The sequence below is a fragment of the Ohtaekwangia sp. genome (assembly GCF_036568665.1).
Classification (GTDB): Bacteria; Bacteroidota; Bacteroidia; order Cytophagales; family Cyclobacteriaceae; genus Ohtaekwangia.
The window spans coordinates 1-20,028 of the sequence record NZ_DATCSD010000418.1 but is presented as its reverse complement, the minus strand read 5'-3'; the positions used below and the strand labels follow the sequence as shown (position 1 = coordinate 20,028).

At 42.6% G+C, this 20,028-nt stretch carries 22 protein-coding genes; 11 read left to right on the top strand and 11 right to left on the bottom strand.

What is annotated here, in order from left to right; translation table 11 throughout:
• The 3 genes from map to VIN08_RS24525 all read right to left on the bottom strand — a co-directional run.
• Nucleotides 1–612: type I methionyl aminopeptidase (gene map, locus VIN08_RS24535; RefSeq protein ID WP_331971184.1), on the bottom strand; the 612-nt coding region annotated here is incomplete at its 3' end.
• Nucleotides 613–730: 118 nt separating this feature from the next.
• Nucleotides 731–2,323 (bottom strand): FAD-dependent monooxygenase, encoded by a 1,593-nt coding sequence (locus VIN08_RS24530; protein ID WP_331971182.1) that lies wholly within the window; start codon nucleotides 2,321–2,323, stop codon nucleotides 731–733.
• Nucleotides 2,324–2,363: 40 nt separating this feature from the next.
• Nucleotides 2,364–3,182: a helix-turn-helix domain-containing protein gene (locus tag VIN08_RS24525; RefSeq protein WP_331971179.1), complete on the bottom strand. Its 819-nt coding sequence runs from the start codon at nucleotides 3,180–3,182 to the stop codon at nucleotides 2,364–2,366.
• 409 nt (nucleotides 3,183–3,591) lie between these two features.
• On the opposite strand from VIN08_RS24525, the gene VIN08_RS24520 reads away from it, so the two are divergent.
• Genes VIN08_RS24520 through VIN08_RS24505 form a run of 4 tightly spaced genes read left to right on the top strand, consistent with a single transcriptional unit; the run spans nucleotide 3,592 to nucleotide 5,245 of the window.
• Nucleotides 3,592–3,918 (top strand): metalloregulator ArsR/SmtB family transcription factor, encoded by a 327-nt coding sequence (locus VIN08_RS24520; protein WP_331971177.1) that lies wholly within the window; start codon nucleotides 3,592–3,594, stop codon nucleotides 3,916–3,918.
• Nucleotides 3,915–4,418: an SRPBCC domain-containing protein gene (locus VIN08_RS24515; RefSeq protein ID WP_331971175.1), complete on the top strand. Its 504-nt coding sequence runs from the start codon at nucleotides 3,915–3,917 to the stop codon at nucleotides 4,416–4,418. The genes VIN08_RS24520 and VIN08_RS24515 overlap by 4 nt, the downstream gene beginning before the upstream one ends.
• Nucleotides 4,419–4,423: 5 nt before the next feature.
• A complete protein-coding gene (locus VIN08_RS24510; RefSeq protein WP_331971173.1) occupies nucleotides 4,424–4,801 on the top strand; it encodes a DoxX family protein in 378 nt (125 codons plus the stop codon).
• A 27-nt stretch (nucleotides 4,802–4,828) separates the two neighbouring features.
• Complete coding sequence (locus VIN08_RS24505) at nucleotides 4,829–5,245, top strand: SRPBCC family protein (RefSeq protein ID WP_331971169.1); 417 nt, start codon at nucleotides 4,829–4,831, stop codon at nucleotides 5,243–5,245.
• A 137-nt stretch (nucleotides 5,246–5,382) separates the two neighbouring features.
• Here VIN08_RS24505 and VIN08_RS24500 read toward each other — a convergent pair whose 3' ends face one another.
• Both VIN08_RS24500 and VIN08_RS24495 read right to left on the bottom strand, forming a co-directional pair.
• The gene (locus VIN08_RS24500) at nucleotides 5,383–5,751 is read right to left on the bottom strand and encodes a DoxX family protein (RefSeq protein WP_331971166.1); all 369 of its coding nucleotides are present in this window, start codon (nucleotides 5,749–5,751) and stop codon (nucleotides 5,383–5,385) included.
• Between the two features lie 302 nt (nucleotides 5,752–6,053).
• Nucleotides 6,054–7,100 carry a cellulase family glycosylhydrolase gene (locus VIN08_RS24495; protein ID WP_331971163.1) on the bottom strand — a complete coding sequence of 349 codons (1,047 nt, stop codon included), beginning with the start codon at nucleotides 7,098–7,100 and terminating at the stop codon, nucleotides 6,054–6,056.
• Between the two features lie 340 nt (nucleotides 7,101–7,440).
• On the opposite strand from VIN08_RS24495, the gene VIN08_RS24490 reads away from it, so the two are divergent.
• The 5 genes from VIN08_RS24490 (at nucleotide 7,441) to VIN08_RS24470 (ending at nucleotide 13,089) form a co-directional block, all read left to right on the top strand.
• Nucleotides 7,441–8,040: an HD domain-containing protein gene (locus VIN08_RS24490; protein WP_331971160.1), complete on the top strand. Its 600-nt coding sequence runs from the start codon at nucleotides 7,441–7,443 to the stop codon at nucleotides 8,038–8,040.
• Between the two features lie 127 nt (nucleotides 8,041–8,167).
• Complete coding sequence (locus VIN08_RS24485) at nucleotides 8,168–8,704, top strand: sigma-70 family RNA polymerase sigma factor (protein ID WP_331971157.1); 537 nt, start codon at nucleotides 8,168–8,170, stop codon at nucleotides 8,702–8,704.
• Nucleotides 8,705–8,991: 287 nt separating this feature from the next.
• Nucleotides 8,992–9,882 carry a phosphatase PAP2 family protein gene (locus tag VIN08_RS24480; RefSeq protein WP_331971154.1) on the top strand — a complete coding sequence of 297 codons (891 nt, stop codon included), beginning with the start codon at nucleotides 8,992–8,994 and terminating at the stop codon, nucleotides 9,880–9,882.
• A gap of 247 nt (nucleotides 9,883–10,129) precedes the next feature.
• A complete protein-coding gene (locus VIN08_RS24475) occupies nucleotides 10,130–10,456 on the top strand; it encodes a PadR family transcriptional regulator (protein ID WP_331971151.1) in 327 nt (108 codons plus the stop codon).
• Nucleotides 10,456–13,089: an ABC transporter permease gene (locus VIN08_RS24470; protein WP_331971148.1), complete on the top strand. Its 2,634-nt coding sequence runs from the start codon at nucleotides 10,456–10,458 to the stop codon at nucleotides 13,087–13,089. Before VIN08_RS24475 ends, VIN08_RS24470 begins: the two co-directional genes overlap by 1 nt.
• A gap of 68 nt (nucleotides 13,090–13,157) precedes the next feature.
• Here VIN08_RS24470 and VIN08_RS24465 read toward each other — a convergent pair whose 3' ends face one another.
• Nucleotides 13,158–13,892 carry a tetratricopeptide repeat protein gene (locus VIN08_RS24465; protein WP_331971145.1) on the bottom strand — a complete coding sequence of 245 codons (735 nt, stop codon included), beginning with the start codon at nucleotides 13,890–13,892 and terminating at the stop codon, nucleotides 13,158–13,160.
• Nucleotides 13,893–13,954: 62 nt separating this feature from the next.
• Nucleotides 13,955–14,167, bottom strand: a complete 213-nt coding sequence (locus tag VIN08_RS24460) for a hypothetical protein (protein WP_331971142.1) — start codon at nucleotides 14,165–14,167, stop codon at nucleotides 13,955–13,957.
• 216 nt (nucleotides 14,168–14,383) lie between these two features.
• Here VIN08_RS24460 and VIN08_RS24455 point away from each other — a divergent pair, with 216 nt between their 5' ends.
• Nucleotides 14,384–14,758, top strand: coding sequence for a helix-turn-helix domain-containing protein (locus VIN08_RS24455; protein WP_331971139.1), 375 nt, complete (start codon nucleotides 14,384–14,386; stop codon nucleotides 14,756–14,758).
• A 77-nt stretch (nucleotides 14,759–14,835) separates the two neighbouring features.
• Here VIN08_RS24455 and VIN08_RS24450 read toward each other — a convergent pair whose 3' ends face one another.
• Nucleotides 14,836–15,537 carry a type 1 glutamine amidotransferase domain-containing protein gene (locus tag VIN08_RS24450; protein WP_349257897.1) on the bottom strand — a complete coding sequence of 234 codons (702 nt, stop codon included), beginning with the start codon at nucleotides 15,535–15,537 and terminating at the stop codon, nucleotides 14,836–14,838.
• Nucleotides 15,538–15,720: 183 nt separating this feature from the next.
• Here VIN08_RS24450 and VIN08_RS24445 point away from each other — a divergent pair, with 183 nt between their 5' ends.
• Entirely contained in the window at nucleotides 15,721–16,278 is a 558-nt protein-coding gene (locus tag VIN08_RS24445; protein ID WP_331971134.1) for a Crp/Fnr family transcriptional regulator, read from the top strand.
• A 19-nt stretch (nucleotides 16,279–16,297) separates the two neighbouring features.
• Here the strand turns inward: VIN08_RS24445 and VIN08_RS24440 are convergent, their stop codons facing one another.
• The 3 genes from VIN08_RS24440 to VIN08_RS24430 form a co-directional block, all read right to left on the bottom strand.
• Nucleotides 16,298–18,490 carry a xanthine dehydrogenase family protein molybdopterin-binding subunit gene (locus VIN08_RS24440; RefSeq protein ID WP_331971131.1) on the bottom strand — a complete coding sequence of 731 codons (2,193 nt, stop codon included), beginning with the start codon at nucleotides 18,488–18,490 and terminating at the stop codon, nucleotides 16,298–16,300.
• On the bottom strand, nucleotides 18,490–18,966 hold the full coding sequence (locus tag VIN08_RS24435) for a (2Fe-2S)-binding protein (RefSeq protein ID WP_331971128.1): 477 nt from the start codon (nucleotides 18,964–18,966) through the stop codon (nucleotides 18,490–18,492). Before VIN08_RS24435 ends, VIN08_RS24440 begins: the two co-directional genes overlap by 1 nt.
• Before the next feature lie 680 nt (nucleotides 18,967–19,646).
• On the bottom strand, nucleotides 19,647–20,028 hold a 382-nt coding region (locus tag VIN08_RS24430; protein ID WP_331971125.1), incomplete at its 5' end, for a hypothetical protein.

Below are 20,028 nucleotides of genomic sequence, written 5' to 3'. Positions count from 1 at the left end.
GAAAGTTTCAATCGCAACAACAGAATTTTTTCTGAACCTGCTGTGATTTGTTCGATCGTTGAAGTTGGGAATTTCTTTAGGTTCTTCATGCAATGATTTGCCGATGCCATGTCCTACAAGATTTCTGATTGTAGTGAAGCCTGCACGTTTAGCTTCTGTCTCTATCAATAAACCGATGTCTGAAATCTTTACACCACCTTTAATATTCCTGATGGCTTTCATTAAAATGGAACGTGAAGTGTCAACAAGATTTTGATGCTGGTGTATATCTTTACCGAGCACGAATGATCCTCCATTATCACCAAAGTATCCGTTCAGTTCGGCTGATACATCAATGTTGATTAAGTCTCCTTCGGCCAGAATCTTTTTTGAAGAAGGGATTCCATGTGCTGCCTCACGATTTACACTGATGCAGGTATATCCTGGAAATCCATACGTGATATGCGGAGCCGAGCGAGCTCCGTAGCTTTCAAGAATGGCCCCGCCAAAATCGTCCAGCTCTTTTGTCGACATGCCCGGTGCAGCATACTCTCTCATTCTGCGAAGTGTTGTTCCCACAACTTCTCCTACTCGTTGCATTCCCGAAAGCTCGGCCCGCGATGTGATGGACATAGATTATTTTTTCTACAAGATAGTGGTTCGATGCTGATCAACAATGTAAATCGCCAGAACGCGCAGGGCTATATCTGCAGTCATCCCAGGTTAAGATTTACTCATTTGGTTTGTTGCTTTACTTTTCTTCGTATATATCTGAAGCTTTTTCAATGCTTGATCTCTCTGGGCTACAAACAAACCAGCGAGCGGCAGCCTTTTGGAGGTCGTTGTAATCCGTGTCGTTGTCAGAAGCCCAGGCGATAATCCCATCGGGGCGAATCAATACCGCGCTTATACCTAATCGGTCTTTAGCATTGCCTGCTATATATTTGATGCAGTCACTATATTCACTTGCCCAGTTTTTTAGTGAAGCATTCATCTCGAAGTCAAGCAGGATTTCTTTACCATCGTGCATGAACTTGCTGATGGTTGTGCCATCTTCAAATTCAAAATCAGGTACACTGTGTCCTACCAGAGGATGACCATCATTGAGATTGTAATGTGTATATATACCCCACACGCGTCCTGCAATATAGGTGGCACCATCGCGGGTATTTATAAGGTCGCGGACGATTGTATATAGCGCGCGGGCATGTGGCTCTGGTTTCATAATGGCAACCTGGGCGCGTGACCAATCCAGTACCTGTGCACCGATTGGGTATCGTTCGGTATAATAACTATCCAACAAACCTTCCGGAGCTTTCCCTTGAATGGTCGCAGCGAGTTTCCAGCCCAGGTTCATAGCATCACCAAGCCCGAGGTTAAGCCCTTGTCCTCCCAGCGGAGCGTGAATATGAGCGGCATCACCAGCGAGAAGTACTCGTCTGTTGCGATACGTTGTGGCCTGTCGTGCCCGATCAGTCCAAGTGGTTCCGGTATGCAAAGCGTTAATAGTAACATCTGTGTTCGAGATTCTGCGGAGCACCTCTTGCACATGTTCAAGCGTGATGGGCTTCTCTGAATGATGAAATGCTCCGCCATCAAAATCCTGTATTATTACATAGCCTGGCTGCGATTGTAAGTACATACCTGTTGGTGTAACATTACGGCCCGGACTGAGTTTCTCCGGATCGGCAATGTCAACCAGAGCAGAGTAGCCAGTAAATTCCGGTTCTGTACCAGCAAATTCAAAACCGCCTGTCTTGCGAACTATACTACGACTTCCATCGCACCCCACAAGCCATTTACTTTGAAAAGATTGATCGCCAGATCGAACGATGACACCGTCTTCAGTTTGATGGAAATCCGTGATAGCAAAACCACGCTTGATTTCTACACCCAAAGCTTCTGCATGGCGAGTCAGTATAATTTCAAGCTCCTGTATTTCTGAAATTAAATTGGTGTCAGTAGAACTTGGCAAGCGATACCTCCACTGCGAAGAGTCAATGTTACAGTCATGCAACGGGATGCCAGCAAAGTGTCCTACTTGTCGTTGAGTTCCTTGCTTTGCATTTTGATGAGGATTTTTCATGCGCTTATGTAGCGCAAGTTCTTTTAGCAGATCTCTGCGGTGAAGAGCTTCGATAGAAAGTGCTGAGAGTCCTCTTATCCCGAAGGGAATTTGTTTCAATGGCGAGTGTGGATTCTCCGCTTTCTCGAGTATCAGCACGGAGCATTTGGCCAGGGCTAATTCACAGGCGAGGAACAGACCTACAGGTCCTGCGCCTGCAATGATTACATCGTGAAGAGTATAATTTTGTGTTGTCTTGTTGTTGAGTGTTGATTTCATATAGAATGATTACAACACAAAATTCAGGAATGCTCCTGCCTCAGGCTTGTATAAACGCGACAAAGTCGTTGCTTACAGCCAGCTTCCTTTTCTTCGCTTTTCGTGCGAACGCCGCTGGTGTTGTGCCGCTATAGCGTTTAAATTCTTTGCTTAAGTGAGACTGATCCGTATAGCCCATCTCATGTGCCAGGCCGGCAAGGTTGGAGTCGGGATGTAGCCATAAGTGATTTCGTACTTGCTCAAAGCGCATCAGAGCAGACACGTCTTTAACAGTATAGCCGGAAGATTGCTTGAACCTCCTTTCTAATGTACGCACAGTAGCATGTGCCGCTGCCGCTACTTCGCTTACGGGTATCATACCGTTTGCTTTCTGCATAGCAACGCCTGCTTTGAATAGCAGACTATCTATAGCAATCTGCGATCGTATATGAAGGAAATATACTCTTACCTGCGCTAACGCTTCATCTATTTTGCCAGCATGAATCAACTTATTCAATGTGGGTTGTAACTGAACGATAGGATGTTCAAATATGTGTACTCCTTCCTTGCCCGAGGGCAGCCCCAGCAAATCAAATACAGTCCAGGGAAAGCATCGGATACCAATGATTTCTAAACGACCTCCTGTGTGAAAAAGAACAGGCTGATTGAGCAATCCCATCATAAAGGGTGAGGGCAACAACTGCAGGCTTCCATTGTGAGAAATGCTGCAAGGACTTCCGAAATGAAAAATAATTTCTGCGTAGCCATCCGGCACTACTTCAAAACTTGATTGTATTTCTCCCAAGTCTCTTCGGTTATACCAAAAACACTTGATGGCATCCCGTAACTCTTCAGGAGGTTCAAATTCTTGATGCTGCATCTAAGAGTATACTTTAGTCAGTCTTCAATCAAAGTCACTTTGTTGCATTGAGAACACCACCAGTATTTTTTCTTCGGGTCTTCTAATCTCGACTCGGTTTTCATTCCACAATCTTTACATATCCGTTCAAGAGATTCGTCTTCATTAGCAGAATAGCCACAGTGCCAACATCCCCAGTATGTATGCGGAATCAATTCTTCATCGAAGCTCCAATTGAACGCTTCGTGCTTGCAAGCGGGACAAATTTGTTCTGCCATGTCAATTTATATACCTGCCCCAAAGCCAATTATAAACTATTGGATAGAGCTCCTCTTATCAAATCTCTAAAAAAATAATGTGAAATATTATGTAGTTAAATGGCTACATGTATATTTGTAGTCAAATGGCTTCATAATAATTCAGGTTAAAAATGAAACTCAGAAGAGATCCTTTTCAGGCAATAGCGGACCCAACGCGAAGAGCAATACTCGTTTTGCTGGCAGCGCAGACCATGACTGCCGGAGCGATTGCCGACAAGTTTGATACTGCAAGACCTACTATATCCAAACATATTCAAATACTTAATGAGTGTGCACTTATAGAGTCTAGCCAGCAGGGGCGTGAAATTTTCTATCAACTAAAAATTGATAAAATGAAAGAGATCGATAAATGGCTTGAGCAATTCAGGAAGATTTGGGAAAGCCGGTTTAATCAGTTGGATGACTTATTAGCAACTATTCAAAATACTAAAAAATGAAGAATGATTTACGATTCGATTTTCTTGTAGACAAATCGAAGAACACCATTACAATCAAACGTGAATTTATAGCCAAGCGCCAATTGGTTTGGGATGCCTATACCAAGCGTGAATTGCTGGATAAGTGGTTTGCTCCGAAACCGCTTACTACAAAAACAAAATCAATGGACTTTAGAGAAGGAGGACATTGGCACTATGCTATGGTTGAACCGGAGGGAGCAGAGTATTGGGGACGATTGGACTATATCAAGATACAACCTATCGACTACTATACTGCACTCGATGCATTTAGTGATGAGAGTGGTGCGCTTAATTCCGAACTTCCCCGTGCCCACTGGCATGTAACTTTTGAAGACTATGCTGAAAATTCTCTTGTGCAAACTATAGTAACGTATCAGTCGCTTGCTGATTTGGAAACCGTGATACAAATGGGAATGCAGCAAGGAATGACATCAACACTGGAGAGACTGGATGATTTACTTGTAACACTGAATAAATAATTACCATGAAACAGAAAATCATTTTTGTACTAAGCCTGCTGTTTGGACTGATGTTCATCAACGCAGGACTGAATAAATTTTTTAACTATATGCCTGTGCCTGACAACTTGCCGGAGAAGATGGTTAAAGTAGGGCAGGCTTTTATGGAAATTGGTTGGCTTATGCCGTTGGTTGGTTTCATTGAAGTTCTTGGAGGTTTACTTTTTATCATTCCTAAAACTCGTGCTTTAGGAGCTATAGTAATTTTCCCTATAGTAGTCGGGATACTCTTAACTCATATTCTGATAGAGCCTTCCGGTTTACCTATAGCATTAGTATTACTGGCTATAAACCTATGGGTAATTTTTGAAAACAGGGCGAAGTATCTCCCGATGATTAAATGATCTCCGTAACTATAAATCTTTAGCGAAATGAATACAGTAAAAATATCCGTGCAGGCAACGATAGCGGCCGACACAAAAAAAGTTTGGGACTACTATACTAATCCTGCCCATATCACCCGGTGGAATTTTGCATCAGACGATTGGCAATGCCCCCGTGCCGAAAATGATTTACGGGTAGGAGGTAAATATAGTGCAAGAATGGAGGCGAAAGATGGTAGTTGGGGATTTGACTTCGAAGCTATTTATAGCGAAGTAATCGATCAGAAAAAATTTACGTATGCCATGGCAGACGGTCGCCAGGCTACAGTTTATTTTGAAGCTGTTGGCAATCAGACACAGGTAACGGTAACCTTTGATGCAGAAGGTGAAAATTCAGAAGAGATGCAACGGGCTGGCTGGCAGGCTATTTTGAACAACTTTAAGAAATATGCGGAGGCTCATTGATATTGGGAAGCTATAGTATATTGTTCTATGTATATATATCGGTAGAGTATATTCTTCAAAACAATAAAGTGCCTGAGAGCTATCTCAGGCACTTTTGATTTTTAGTGAACGGTCAAAATCAGATATAGCACTGAATGTTATCCATATATTTTTCTGAAGGATAAATACGTTACGGTTACCATTACAAAAGCAACGATGGCATCAGCAGTAGCGGCAGGGCCAAGCACAGCAAACTTGGAAGCAAAGGCAAAGATGATGTCGAAGAATAGTCCGGCAAACACCCACTCTTTTAATCGGAGAAATTTATCTGGAATCAACAGAACAATCACTCCTGATACTTTTGCCACACCCAGTATATAGATAAAGTGCGGAGGATATCCTAATTGTTGTGTTATACCCCACACAATAGGATTGGTAGTAAGTTCAAAAAATCCGCTGGCACCAAACCATAGAGAAGTTAATATTGCTCCGATCCAGTAAATTGTTTTTGTTGTCTTTGGGTTCATAATGTTTTTGCTTTGATGTTGAATAATGACCCAAAGCTGTATCTATATTCGATGAGATGTGCTGTGATTTAAGCTGAAGTGGACAAATTGAATGGCCGATCCGGCAGTTGCCGTTGCCACCTAATTCTTCTTACCATAATCCTTTATTCCATATATACCATGCAGTGCAGTAAAGTGTACTTATGAAGAGCGTATAGAAAGAAAAAGGGTATAAATAGTAAGGCGTCTTCCTGCTGAAGACGCCTTTGATTTTATCTTAATCGATCTATAATGAAGTAAATATATAGATCATCATCGAGCTTTTAATTTAATCCCCATCCATACCGTAATCGGAATACTCCGGAAGAGTTTACCGTAGATATAGTAATGTTGGTGCCACTGCCCCCACGTTTCAGAAGACTATACGAATCATTGTCGCGCAACCCCGGCCAATACACACTGGCGATCTGGTCATTGCGAAATACATTGCTGGAGGCTACGATGTAGGCAATCTCATTGTCGGATTGAGAGCCGTTCTGATAATCTTTGCCAGAGTTCATGGTAGCACCAAATTCTGTAACAACGGTGCGGCTACCATAACTTCCTATGCGACTTCTCCAATCACTTTCCCAGCCTGCAGTAGAATGAGATCCCCAATAGGCATAATTATGCAGTGCTAATAAACAACTGCTAAAGCGGCTGTCGGCTCCCACACCGGTAACATTTTCAGAATATCCTGTACCTGAAAGTATAATTCTGCCTTTTGGTACATTCGGAAACCTGGAAAGAAACTCCGCATATATAGCAGTCAGTTGCGATAGAGTATATCCGTGGGGTTCATTGAATACTTCAAAGTATACATTGCTATTGCCTCCATATTTATTAACTACAGTTGTCCACATAGTCCAGAAGGCGGTTGTGTTATCGATCTTTCCATCTTTCGAGGAGGCGGATTCCCAACAGCCAAGTATAACTTTCATGCCCTTGTTGAGCGTCATATCAATGGCACCGGTATAACTTCCCCACCAGCTCTCTGCAACAGAAGGAGGATTAATCGGCAGACGCACCGTATTTATACCGGATATTCTATTTTGAAAGCCTGTAATAATAGCGCTGGCTTTAGCGGAAGCACTGCTATAGGTTTCGCTGCTGGTTAAACCAGACGGAATAACCCAGCCATCTACAAAGTTATCGCGGCCATCGGCCCAATTTATACCTGAAATTCCGGCAGCTCCCACCTTCGCATTACTTTGATCGGTGGTAGAAATAGTCGCGGTACTTTTTTCCGGAGCCATGCTTTCTTCATTTACACAGGCATTTGGCAAAGTGAATAGCAGGAGTGCTACAACAAGTAATTTTGGTTTTCTCATACGTTCTGGTTTTAGTTTATGATGCAGCAAAATAGGCCTCCCATAGCCGTGCAAGAGGGGGCGATTTGATACTTCATAGGGGGTGGTTGGTGATTATTCAATCGATTGAAACCAAGTTTAAACGATGTTTTCACTTTTGTCGATCCAACGTTGCCAGAAACTGTATAAGCGCTCTATTCGTCTCAACAGCTGTCGGTCCCAACAGATATAGAATGAGTATATATACCCTGTTACTTTTGATAACCTGATTCGCGGTATATATTTATTCTGGGATATTGCTTTTCAGATCGTTCATTTCTTCAGAAAGTATACAGAATTAATAAGTTGCTTTAACCTAACCATGAGTCAGTCTGTGTTGGAAAATGTTGAGGATTACGTGCTCCAGTTGTTGGGAAAGCGACTCAGTAAACATTTCTATTATCATACTATATCTCACACAGAAGAAGTAGTACGAAATGTAAAACACCTCTGCGAACATGAGCAGCTTACTTCTGATGAAACAGAGATAGCCGTTATGGCCGCCTGGTTTCACGACACCGGCTATATTGTTACCCACGAAAATCATGAGGATGAAAGTATACGGATAGCATCCGCATTTCTGAGATCATTGGATTGCCCGCCCGAAAAAATTCAAAAGGTGGCAGCCTGTATAAACACAACGAAAATAGACTCTCTTCCGGCAGGTAAGATCGAAAATATACTGCATGATGCGGATTATTATCTTTTGTTTGAAGCCGACTACTTTGCCAGGATAAGCATGCTGAGACGCGAGCTGGAAACATTTACTGAGCATATATACGCCGATAAGGAGTGGTGGACTTTAAATCTGTTTTTTCTAAAGCAGCAACAATTTTTTACTTCATATTTTCAGGAGTTGTGGAAAAACAGGAAACCGGTTCTTGTTGCGGAGAACGAACGCATTCTTCTGAACCTGCAATAACTTCTGTGGATAAATAGAATGTCTTGAGTTTGTAAAGAATAAGGCAGGGAAGAATAATGATCAAAAAATCTGCGTCTTTTTTAGTCACCGTACGTCATAGCTTACGTAAAAGTATACTGAAAAACGTATGGAAGCATTATCAACAACAACGTGGCGCTTTTTCGAGAACGACTTGAAAGGATTCGTTTATAAACGCGTAAAAGATAAAGCACTGACTGAAGACATTGTTCACGATGTTTTTATCAAAGTGCAGAACAAGATCGGTCAGTTGCAGGAGAGTAAAAAAATAACCGGCTGGATATACCAGATCACCCGCAATACGATTGTTGATCATTTCAGAAAACAATCAAAAGTTATTAACACGTCTGATCTGAACTGGAGTGATGACGTTGCCAACTTTAACGAATGTGTAGAGAACGCCTTGAAAAAATTACTGTCAACGCTCCCTCCAAAATATAGGGAAGCACTTCAAATGGCAGAGCTCGAAAATCTTTCGCAGGTGGAAATGGCCGCGCGCCTGGGCATCTCGTATTCCGGTGTGAAATCGCGCGTTCAGCGTGCAAGACAAGTACTTAAGCAAAAACTGAACGAGGCCCTGATCATAAAAACCGATGCTTACGGAAATGTAATTGTTTGCACGAATCGCGAGCCACATTGCTGTTAATTGGTTCAGGGGATATATAGTATATTTACTGACCAAACTTTATAGAAAAGAAGAGGCTACTTACAAAGTAGCCTCTTTTTGTTTAGCAGCATCCTGAGCCGCAGCATCCACCACCATCGATGGATATGATCATGTCTTCCATAGTAATAATGTTTAAGATGAAAAATTGATTCATTGAACATTGTTCGCGCTAAAGACGGGCGATACGAAGAAAAGACGCACTATACCCGCAGGATTTTAGTCGCGTCTATTCTATGGTAAATGCGTCTACAGGAAAATTTATATGCATGAAAATTACCTATATCATTTTATTCGTATTTCTGGCAGACGCCAGTCTTATCTATGCACAGCCAAAATTTACTTTAGCTCCGGTAAGTGATCATTACCGGCTTTTACAATCCACGGGCGCAGTACCTGATGTGCAACGTGCCTGGATGGACACCATACAATATCCTCCGGCAGAATATGGTAACTCTATAGTATATCTGCTGGTTAAACCACACTATCTGTCAGAAGAGCAGGTGAGAATATTGAGTGAGAGTGTAAAGTTTCCGGCAAACAGTTCTGACCAGGTTAGAAAAGAACTGGATTATCTTCTGGAGTTGCAACAGAAAAGAACTCCTGAGCAGATCAGGCGCGTTGAATATTTAGGTAATATAGGTTATTGGCCTTCTGTAAACATGATTCCATCGCATCCTTCTTATGAACAGAATTTGAAAGATCTGTTTTTTGAAGGAAGAGAATTGATGGGAGAGAATATTCAGGCTGGTAACTTTCCAAAACTTTCCAGGTTGTTGCAAGGTATTATGCAGGATATGCGCATCATGGAGTTTACCATCAAGTATAGATTGCTGAGGCCACGTCCATATCATTTGGAGTCCCGGTTGATGCCATTGACTCGCATCAATTCTCCATCGTTTGCCAGTGGGCATACACTTTGGGCTTTCCTTCAGGCATTTACCTGGAGCGAAGTTGTGCCCGAGAAACAAAAGGAATTTATAGCACTTGCCGAAGAGATCAGGCGGTCGCGTGAAATAATGGGTATACATTTTCCAAGTGATAATGAAACATCACGACAGATTGCCTATAAAATGATTCAATACTATTGGCAGAATCCAATATTTAAAAAAGATATGCAAGACGCCATTGCCGAGTGGCGCAGCAAAGCCGCGAAGTAAATATAGGAGTGATCCGGATTACCGGACGCACCAATGTATACTATATTTCAATGAAAAAACAGATGCTGCTGCTCGCGGGTAGCAGCATTTATTTTAGACAACCATAATTGGAGTTTTCTATATATACTTCTTTTTGCCAATCCATACCATCTGTCAGGGCTTGTACTGCAGGGTTTAAAAAAATGTCTATTTACTTAGCAAATGTGAAAATAATTATTATTTTTACTTTTGTTAAGTAAATAGACGTATGAAAGATCATTCACTTGGCGAGTTCGAAGAACTGGTGTTGCTCATGGTAGCAGCACTTCATGACGAAGCTTACGGTGTAGCCATTCTGGAAAATCTCGAAGAGAAACTTGAGAAGAAACTAAACATTAGCGCGGTGCATGTAGCCCTGAAGCGAATGGAAGATAAAGGATTTGTCAAGTCGCGATTCGGGGGTATAACAGAAGATCGCGGTGGGCGAAGAAAAAAATTTTATGTGATCACCGCATTGGGTAAACGTGTACTCGATCAGCAATACTCTTTGCGCATCTCTATCTATAAACAAATACCTAAAATCTCTTTTACCTGATGAGGCCGGAAGCACCACCGAAACGTGCGCTGCAATTTCTGCGATGGTTTTGCCGCGAAGATTATCTCGAAGAGATCGAAGGTGATCTGACAGAGATATATGAGAAACACTATAAAGTATCACAGCATAAAGCGAAACGAAAATTCATCTGGGGTGTGCTGAAGCATTTCCGGCCGGAGTTTATACGATCGTTCGCGCTATACCCTAAATATTCTTTTACCATGCTCATCCATAATTTACTCATCACGTACCGGAATTTTCTCCGCTATAAGAGTTCATTCTTTATAAACCTTGCAGGGCTTTCCGCAGGGCTCGCCTGCACCATGCTTATATACCTGTGGGTATCAGACGAGCTGCAGGTAAATACCTATAATGAAAAAGACAGCAGGCTATACCAGGTTATGCAAAATTACCATGAAGACAATGGTATACATACCGGTGCAGGCACAGCCGGTATATTAGCGGATGCGCTGGCTGCCGAGATCCCTGAAGTAGAACGCGCAACTTCTGTTGTTCCGGCTTCCTGGTATGTGAATGACGGACTCATATCCTATAACGAAACATACCTGAAAGCAAAAGGGCAGTTTATCAGTAAAGATTACTTCAACATCTTTAGCGGTAACTTTATTCATGGCGATAAGAATACATCGTTGCGCGACAAAAACGCTATCGCTATATCGGAGAAACTTGCCGTAAAAATGTTTAAGAGTACACAAGATGCTATGGGTAAAATTATTTCGTGGAAGCAGGAGGGAACGCAGGGTAATTTTCAGATTGCAGGTATATTTCAGGATGTACCGGTAAATGCCACTGATCAATTTGATATACTGTTGAACTACGAGATATTTTTAGATGGCAAACCCTGGCTGCGCGAGTGGGGCAGCAGCGATCCGTGTACTTATGTATTGCTGCGCGAGGGAGCTGATGTAATGAAAGTAAATGAGAAGATCCGGGACTTTATAAAATCTAAATACAAGACCTCGCGCAATACATTATTTCTGCAACGCTTTTCCGATCGTTATCTCTACGGTCGGTATGAGAATGGCGCCCCGGTGGGTGGACGTATAGAGTATGTAAAGATGTTTGGTACCATTGCTATTTTTATTCTCATTATAGCCTGTGTCAATTTTATGAATCTCTCTACAGCACGTGCTTCCAGGAGATTCAAAGAGATTGGTGTCAAGAAAACAAGCGGAGCTACGCGATCATTGCTCATGCTGCAATACTTTGAAGAATCATTTCTGGTAACATTGGCCAGTATGATGGTTGCACTTTTACTGGTGTTGCTCTGCCTGCCATTCTTTAATGATGTTACCGGTAAACATCTTGCACTCACCTTTACCTATGAACGTATATTGGCACTGAGCGGTATAGTGCTGTTTACTACTATACTGGCCGGTAGTTATCCTGCACTATATCTGTCGGCAGTAAAACCGGTGGAAGTGCTGAAAGGGAAATTGAAAACATCATTGTCAGACCTGTTTGTGCGCAAAGGACTTGTTGTATTTCAATTCATGACCTCTATGGTGCTGATCGTATCCGTGCTGGTGGTATATAAACAAATACAGTATGTTCAGTCGAAGAATCTTGGCTATGAGCGCGATCACCTGTTACACTTTGAGCTCGATATAAAAGCAGACGATAACGATAAAATTTTTTTTGAAGAAGGCGGTACCTTTCAAAAACAGGCTGAGTCATTTTTGAATGAAGTAAAAAATACACCCGGTATACTGAGTGCTTCCAATTACTATCACAATCTCACAGGCGATCATGGCGGCTTGGGCGGTGTTGACTGGAAAGATGGCGATGAAGACGACCATGTATCCTTCAGCAACCTGGAGGTTGGCTATGATTTTATAGAGACCATGGGTATAAAGCTGGCAGCCGGAAGAAACTTCTCGCGTGATTTTGCGAATGATAAATCAAGAATCATTTTCAACGAGACGGCTATAAAGCGTATGGGACTTAAAGATCCTGTAGGCAAAGTAATTCGTTTATGGGGGAAGGAACGGGAGATTATAGGTGTAGTAAAAGATTTCCATTTTGAATCGCTATATCAGCAACTCGGTCCCTGCCTGATGCAGCTTGAGCCGCGAGGCTATCGCATCATGGCGCGGGTAGATGGTAAATCGCAAAGTGAAACAATTGCACGGCTCGAAAAACTTTTTCATGCGCATAGCCCTGGTGTTCCGTTCGACTATCAGTTCGTTGATGATGATTACGCATCACTCTATGCAGCCGAACAAAAAGTATCGGCATTATCGGTGGCTTTTGCTGGCATGGCTATATTTATCTCGTGCCTCGGTTTGTTCGGACTTGCTTCCTTTACAGCCGAGCGCAGACTAAAAGAAATCGGTATACGAAAAATACTGGGCGCAAATCAGTTTGGTATAGTAACGATGCTTTCCAGCGACTATACAAAAATGGTTGTTGTCGCGATTGTGATTGCGTGCCCTCTGAGTTACTATCTTACAACGCAGTGGCTACACAATTTTGCGTATCGAATCAGTTTGCAATGGTGGTTCTTTATGGTTGCTGCGTTTTTGGCGCTATGCATAGCCTGGCTTACTGTAGCTGCACAGGTACTGCGAGCCGCGCGCGTAAACCCCGTGGAATGCCTCGGCAGAGATTAAAGATTTAAAGTATATATAGCAGGCATTGGAATCTTTCCGATGAAACTATACGCAAGTGTTAGTATAGATCATTTACAATACTTGGCGATATAGGGTTTTATTTGCGTGATACCCAATGCCTCACTTTTTTTCCAATCGCGGCAGCAGCCTTCCATGTCTTTCAGTTCCAGTTTGGCAGAGCCGCGGTTCTGGTAAGCAATGCCATAAGAGGGATTCAGTTCGATTGCTTTATTAAAGGCTTCGATCGCTTTTTTATATTCCTTCTTCAGGTAATATACTTTTCCTATTTCGTAAAAGCCTTTGTCAGAACGACTGTTGAGGCTTACCATTTTCTGAAATTGCTTCAATGCCATGGTATAATTCTTCTCTTCCACGTAGCTATAGCCTATATTATCGTATAGCCGTATATTTTCGGGCTGCATCTTTAAGGCTTTGTCAAAATAGGAGCGTGCCTTTTCAAATTGCCGCATACTGTTATAGGTTACGCCCAGGTTCCAGATAGCCGTAAAGTCATCATCGGTTATAATGGTGTTATTAATCTGAAGAATCTTCTCGCAATCCTGTATTACCAGATCGTATTTCTTTAATGCATAATTAGCCTGGCTGCGTAACAGCAAAGCCTGCTCATTATCAGCATTTGATTCCAGTAATTTATCGAGGTAGCCAATGGCTTCAGTATATCTTCCGTTGGCTAATGCTTCATTACTTTTTTGGAGATAATCGTCTGACTGGGCATTGCAGAAATGAGAGATCAATACCAGCAATAGTGTAATTCGTTCTCTATAATAATTCGGGTTATTCATCACCGCTAAATTTACTGCATTGTTCGTAATGGCGAAAATACAATGCGATGGGGTGAGAAAGATCAGTTACTGGTGTTGTTGTATAATAACCGTATGCGCTGCAAATATTGAAATGGCTTGAGTTTATCAAAGTACAACTGATGAGATTTTCTTCCGACCGGAAATATAAATATACTTTCTTCGCGAACCAGATTTTGTATCATCCCCGCCAGTAACTCCCGTTCGCGGGCGTGTTCCCGGATATGGCTGGCTATTGTGTCGAGATCTATTTTCATAAGCGTAGGTGGCTCTGCAAATTCCATGCTCTTTGAACGATATGCGTTTTTCCGACAGAATCGAATGTTCACGTAGAATTAATTCCAAAAAGTGGAATCTACTGTATAGAAAAATGTACATCTGTCTAGTACGTTGTCTTTGAAGAAATATTTCCTGGAAAAGGATTGCCGTCTGTGTATGCTGGTATAATTTTGTAACCAATTGACATTTGCCGTATGAAGCACACCAGTACAAAGGAAATTCGGAATATACTTTCTAACCCGCGAAATCAGTCAGAAGAAGTTCGGGCCTTGCAGGATACGATCTATGTAATTGGAGGCAAGTGGAAACTTCCCATTATTAACGCGATCTGCAATGGTAACAAACGCTTCCGCGAAATCGAACGCAGCATTCCGGGAATAACAACGCGCATGCTGTCGCGGGAGTTAAAAGAGATGGAGATGAACAAGCTGATCAAACGTACGGTATACGATACATCTCCGGTGCTGGTAGAGTACGAATCTACCGAGTACTGTCGTTCCTTTGGGGCTATTATTCTCGAAATGATTCGCTGGGGGAAAGAACACAAGAAGATGATCAAAGGAAAATAGACTATAATATAACACTGCTATAAAAAACAAAACCAGGTTGTGGCCCGGCTTTGAGATATATAGTTATATAGATTGCGTTATTTTTTTCTTTCATGAGAAAGTTGTTTCAAAATTTCCTGGGCAACAGGTTCTGCAGAGGCGGGGTTTTGTCCGGTGATCAACAGACCATCCGTTATTGCCAGTGGTTGCCAGTCATTTGCTTTACTATACAGGCCGCCTTTTTCTTTCAGCATATCCTCCAACATAAAGGGTACGGCATCGGTACTTTGTCCGGCTACCTCTTCGCTGTTAGAGTAGCCTGTTACTTTTTTTCCTTTAACGAGAGGTTCGCCATTTTTATCAACAACATTTTTTAACGCTGCGGGTGCATGACATACTAATGCTACAGGTTTACCTTGTGCATAGAATGTTTGAATAAGCTGAATGGATAATTTGTTATCCGGCAGATCCCACATCGGTCCATGGCCCCCGGGATAAAATATAGCATCATAGTCAGTAGCATTGACAGCGTCTAAGGTAAGTGCATGATCTAATTTTTGTTGTGCCGCTGCATCCGTGAAAAATCGCTTTACAGAAGGCGTACTATATTCCGGTTGTGTACTTTTAGGATCAATCGGAGTTTTTCCCCCGGCTGGAGAGGCGATGGTTATTTCTACTCCTTTATCGGAAAGGAAATAATAAGGTGAAGTAAATTCTTCGATCCATAAACCGGTTTTCGTTCCGGATGCCGGTATAGCAGCGGTGGACGTAACAACAAAAAGAACTTTTTTGGTTTTCATGGCATGTTTGGTTGAATGTGTTTTGGTTTGCGCTGTTCCCTGTATAGCCAACAGAGTTAATAATGCGAGCACAATGTATCGACTGATCTTCATATAGATTTTTCTGTAAAATTGGCGATCGGGTGGTTCTGCGAATAAGGATGTGGATCACTATTTTTGTGTGATATAGATCACATTACCGGCATGTATACAATTTTACGGCAGCACATTGAGAAGATCGTTCCGCTTACGAATGAAGAATATGAGCAGATACAGACCTATTTTACTTTCAAAAAATTCCGGAAGCACCAGTTTGTTGTTCAAGAGGGAAATGCTGTTGAGCAGGAGTACTTTGTACTAAAAGGATTACTGAAAGCGTTTTATATAAATGCCGAAGGCAAAGATCATATTATACAGTTTGCGATGGAAGATTGGTGGATTACCGATTACCAGGCACAGATTAACCGAAACCCGGCAACACTAAATATAGATTGCATTGAAGATACAGAACTACTGTGTATAACATTTGAGCGGAAGAATGAACTGTGTCAGGCGTTTCATAAGATGGAACATTTCTTCCGGATAAAATCTGCGTATGGTTATATAGCATTACAGCAACGCATCCTGTCGTTCCTCAATAATGATGCACAGTCGCGGTATACCCAGCTTCTCAGGCAGTATCCCGCCCTGTTTCAGCGTGTACCCAAGGCGTTGATCGCTTCTTACCTGGGTGTTTCGCGCGAAACGCTGAGCAGATTCTGATCTATACTATATTTCTCTGCTATACCTGAAATGCATTTGCGGCCAGCGGAATTTTACGAATACGTTTGCGGGTAGCCGCATAAATAGCATTCAATACGGATGGTACTCCCAGGGGAGTGGATATTTCACCAACGCCCCACGGCTTTTCATCATCGCTATCTACAAAGTGTACATCTATCTTCGGACATTCATTCATACGTAATAATTTATTCTGGTGGAAGTTGGTATAGATAGCCCGGCCGTTGCGTATCGGCAATCCACCATAGAGCAATGCCGTGAGGCTCCACACAACACCACCGGCCAGTTGATTGGCAGCACCCGAAGGGTTTATTACGTTACCACAGTCGGCAGCAAGCGTTATACGATCGATGGTAAGTTTCTGATCGCGCACAGTAACCTCAGCGATCGCTGCACAATAACTATTACCGTACGGACATATTGCTATACCTCTGCCGCGCCCTGCTTCCAATGGTTTACCCCAGCCGGCTTTTTCAGCAGCAAGTGTAAGTACACCCAGCAACCGTTTTGCCGATACAGGGTATTGATCTCCGGTATATATATCGCGACCATGCCTGAGTAAAGATACTCTGAACTCGTACGGATCTTTTTTCAACTCAGCAGCAATCTCATCGAGGAAGCATTCGCTATAGCAGCGTCCGTGCGATACTACACCGCGCCATGCGGAAGAATGCACCAACTCGTCTGCGATCATGTCTTCAAAATCAAAACGTATATTCGGTATATCGTATGCCATGGAAGGAAGCTGCGGGTCTGCATATTTAGCAGCCCAGGTATAGGTGCGAATTTCTTTTTCATACCAGGCGTACAGGTTGCTGTCTTTATCCAACGCCACCTGGTATTCCATATACTGAAACAGGTGAGCCAGATTTGCCTGGTGATCATCTTCGCGTGTCCAGATCATTTTTACCGGAACGTTACCGGCTTCTTTCGAAATGAACGCTGCTTCCACCGCCATATCCGGATAGTATCTTCTGCCAAAGCCACCGCCTGAAGGAAACAGGTGTACTTTGATTTTCTCTTCGGGAAAATGATAGATGCGTTTCAGTTCACTCACAATCAGGTTGGGTGCCTGCGAGCCCATCCATACTTCACAACCATCGGGCTGCATATGCACGGTGCAGTTGAGTGGTTCCATACACGCATGTAACTGGTGCGGGTATATATAGGAGGCACGCAACGTTTTGCGCACATGAGTGAGATTGGATACTGCGTTTTCATCCCCTATATATCCGGTGGGATCGGTGCGATGCATGGCACGTCTCTCTGCCAGATGTTCAAAGTCTTCGGTGCTATACTTTGCGTTGGGGCCTTCGTCCCATTCTATTTCCAATGCTTCTTTTCCTTTGCGTGCAGCCCAAAAGGTATCGGCTACTACGACCACACCTTCGCGTATATCGTGCGGCATATAGGGAGCGTCAGTCTGCAGCCCTGCTATAGGTTGTGTAGTAAAAACTTTTTTTACACCAGGCACCTTCAATGCTTGGGTCGCATCATAGCTTTTTAATTTACCTTTAAATACAGGGCATCGCGCAATCAATGCGATCAACATACCGGGTAACTGTACATCAAGACCATACTGTATAGTACCGGTAACTATATCCGGAACGAGCTTGGCATTTTTAGGCTTGCCAATAATCTGGTAGCTGCAGCTCTCTTTCAACGGTATGTCTATGGGCACAGGTATATTGGCGGCAGCAGTAGCTAGTTCTCCATACGAGAGCTTACGCGAAGTACCTTTCCATGTAACGAAATTATTTTCAGCAATACAATTCGCTTCGGTTGTTTTCCATTGGCGCGCAGCTGCTGTTACTAACATTTGCCTGGCAGTAGCTCCGGCTTTACGCAGCAGATCCCATTGGTAAATAATGGTGCAGCTTCCGCCAGTATCGTGGCCGCCATTGCGATCGTTCTGATAGCGCGCCATATTCGCTAACGGAAAATCAATCTTTACCCGTTGCCAGTCAGCACCTAGTTCTTCGGCTATAATTTGTGCCATGGCAGTAGATACACCTTGTCCCATTTCATGTTTTACAAACTGGAAGAGTATATCTCCGTTGGGAGTAATACGGATAAAGTCTCCGAGCATTTCTTCAGATGCTGCTGTATTATCCAACTGTGCTGTTGCCTGAAAGGCGAGCATAAGACCACCGCCCGCGAGTGCCGATGCTCGTATAAAATCTCGTCTGTTCATTAGCGTGGAGGTTGCGTAGTGGTAGTAGTAGCTGCACGTTTGATTGCCTGGTGAATTCGCTGATAAGTGCCGCAGCGACAAAGGTTGCCTGTCATAGCCTTTGTAATTTCTTCATCCGATGGATGAGCATTCTGTTTCAGAAAAGCAGCTGCCTGCATGATCTGCCCTGCCTGACAATAGCCGCACTGTGGCACATCTTCTTCGACCCATGCGAGTTGCAAAGGATGATCGCCCTTGCGCGACAGACCTTCAATGGTGGTGATTTTACGCTCTCCTATAGTTGATACAGGTATAGAACAAGAGCGAACAGCTTTACCATCGAGGTGCACGGTGCATGCTCCACATTGTGCTATACCGCATCCATACTTGGTGCCTGTAAGACCAACGATATCGCGCAGCACCCATAGCAGCGGCATATCCGGGTCTACTTCAGGAGTGTAGCGCTTTTCATTTATCAGCAATTGTATTTTGGCCATCGGAGTATATTTTGATTGTTGTTACCGAATAAGCCAAGAAAAATAATAGCATACCTGGTTTTTAGACTAACGCAGAGGTGTTGCTACCATACACGTTGCTGTGCCAGACGAATGAAATATAGGATGAGTATAAAAGATGAAGTATATACCGGTAAGCTTGTTCTAACAAGGATAGAAGACTGACTATTGTCTGTGCTTTTAGATCAATTCAGCTATGGCCTTTCTGAACCTCGAGAAATAGTACCCTTGAATCAGTAAATAACAGATACTGATGATCAGATACATTTTGAAATCCTCCTGATGTTGCGGCCAGTTTTCACGAAACTCTTTTAACCAATTGAATGTAACCAGCATGGGGATAAAAAAATAACAGATGAACGACAATAGTATATTTTCTTTAATGGATCCAATCAGGTTTAAGAATAAACTCACAAAACACAACGATAGCATGGCGGTCAAAATAAAAAAGTAAGGAAGGTTGCGGATAAAAGCCATTCGCTGGGATACAGATTCCCTTTGGAAGTTTCTGATTCAACGATTCATGAATCGTCCTTCTATCGCATTGGATTTCATTCTTATCCGCTTGACTACAGCACGCTTGAATTGGCAACATAAATGCACTTAGTAACTTTTCGAACTTCATGATTAATATGCGCCTCAACTATGTATCTGTTCGTTTATTAATAAACCCAATCTTCGGGTAAATCCATTCCTTGGCAAGATTGAAAAATAGCATCATCAATAGACTTCCATTTGCTCTTATCTAAAGGATCAACGTGCCATTCAGCTAGATGACTTCGCTCGTCTTCACGATATTTAAACGCCTCTTTTAAATCGAACTCAGAAATACTTACACGCTTTAGTGGCTTACGCGATTCGATAACTTTTAACTTATCATTTAATGGATAGAAAAAATCATCTTCCTTCCACCAATACATTGGCAACTCGCCAAGAAAATATTCTACATTTTCTAAATACCAAGTATTTTGCCTATAAATAAAGACAAAGCTTTTTCCATAAGTGTCATCAAATTTGTAAGAAAGCTTAATTGTATCCATGTTA

Bases quoted from the DNA above. Each gene is read 5' to 3' on its own strand.
- VIN08_RS24525 (WP_331971179.1), bottom strand. From the start codon at position 3,182: ATGCAGCATCAAGAATTTGAACCTCCTGAAGAGTTACGGGATGCCATC.
- VIN08_RS24500 (WP_331971166.1), bottom strand. From the start codon at position 5,751: ATGAACCCAAAGACAACAAAAACAATTTACTGGATCGGAGCAATATTA.
- VIN08_RS24515 (WP_331971175.1), top strand. From the start codon at position 3,915: ATGAAGAATGATTTACGATTCGATTTTCTTGTAGACAAATCGAAGAAC.
- VIN08_RS24520 (WP_331971177.1), top strand. From the start codon at position 3,592: ATGAAACTCAGAAGAGATCCTTTTCAGGCAATAGCGGACCCAACGCGA.
- VIN08_RS24510 (WP_331971173.1), top strand. From the start codon at position 4,424: ATGAAACAGAAAATCATTTTTGTACTAAGCCTGCTGTTTGGACTGATG.
- VIN08_RS24460 (WP_331971142.1), bottom strand. From the start codon at position 14,167: ATGAAAATAGATCTCGACACAATAGCCAGCCATATCCGGGAACACGCC.
- VIN08_RS24475 (WP_331971151.1), top strand. From the start codon at position 10,130: ATGAAAGATCATTCACTTGGCGAGTTCGAAGAACTGGTGTTGCTCATG.
- VIN08_RS24530 (WP_331971182.1), bottom strand. From the start codon at position 2,323: ATGAAATCAACACTCAACAACAAGACAACACAAAATTATACTCTTCAC.
- VIN08_RS24445 (WP_331971134.1), top strand. From the start codon at position 15,721: ATGTATACAATTTTACGGCAGCACATTGAGAAGATCGTTCCGCTTACG.
- VIN08_RS24435 (WP_331971128.1), bottom strand. From the start codon at position 18,966: ATGGCCAAAATACAATTGCTGATAAATGAAAAGCGCTACACTCCTGAA.
- VIN08_RS24455 (WP_331971139.1), top strand. From the start codon at position 14,384: ATGAAGCACACCAGTACAAAGGAAATTCGGAATATACTTTCTAACCCG.
- VIN08_RS24440 (WP_331971131.1), bottom strand. From the start codon at position 18,490: ATGAACAGACGAGATTTTATACGAGCATCGGCACTCGCGGGCGGTGGT.
- VIN08_RS24490 (WP_331971160.1), top strand. From the start codon at position 7,441: ATGAGTCAGTCTGTGTTGGAAAATGTTGAGGATTACGTGCTCCAGTTG.
- VIN08_RS24450 (WP_349257897.1), bottom strand. From the start codon at position 15,537: ATGAAAACCAAAAAAGTTCTTTTTGTTGTTACGTCCACCGCTGCTATA.
- VIN08_RS24465 (WP_331971145.1), bottom strand. From the start codon at position 13,892: ATGAATAACCCGAATTATTATAGAGAACGAATTACACTATTGCTGGTA.
- VIN08_RS24470 (WP_331971148.1), top strand. From the start codon at position 10,456: ATGAGGCCGGAAGCACCACCGAAACGTGCGCTGCAATTTCTGCGATGG.
- VIN08_RS24485 (WP_331971157.1), top strand. From the start codon at position 8,168: ATGGAAGCATTATCAACAACAACGTGGCGCTTTTTCGAGAACGACTTG.
- VIN08_RS24505 (WP_331971169.1), top strand. From the start codon at position 4,829: ATGAATACAGTAAAAATATCCGTGCAGGCAACGATAGCGGCCGACACA.
- VIN08_RS24495 (WP_331971163.1), bottom strand. From the start codon at position 7,100: ATGAGAAAACCAAAATTACTTGTTGTAGCACTCCTGCTATTCACTTTG.
- VIN08_RS24480 (WP_331971154.1), top strand. From the start codon at position 8,992: ATGAAAATTACCTATATCATTTTATTCGTATTTCTGGCAGACGCCAGT.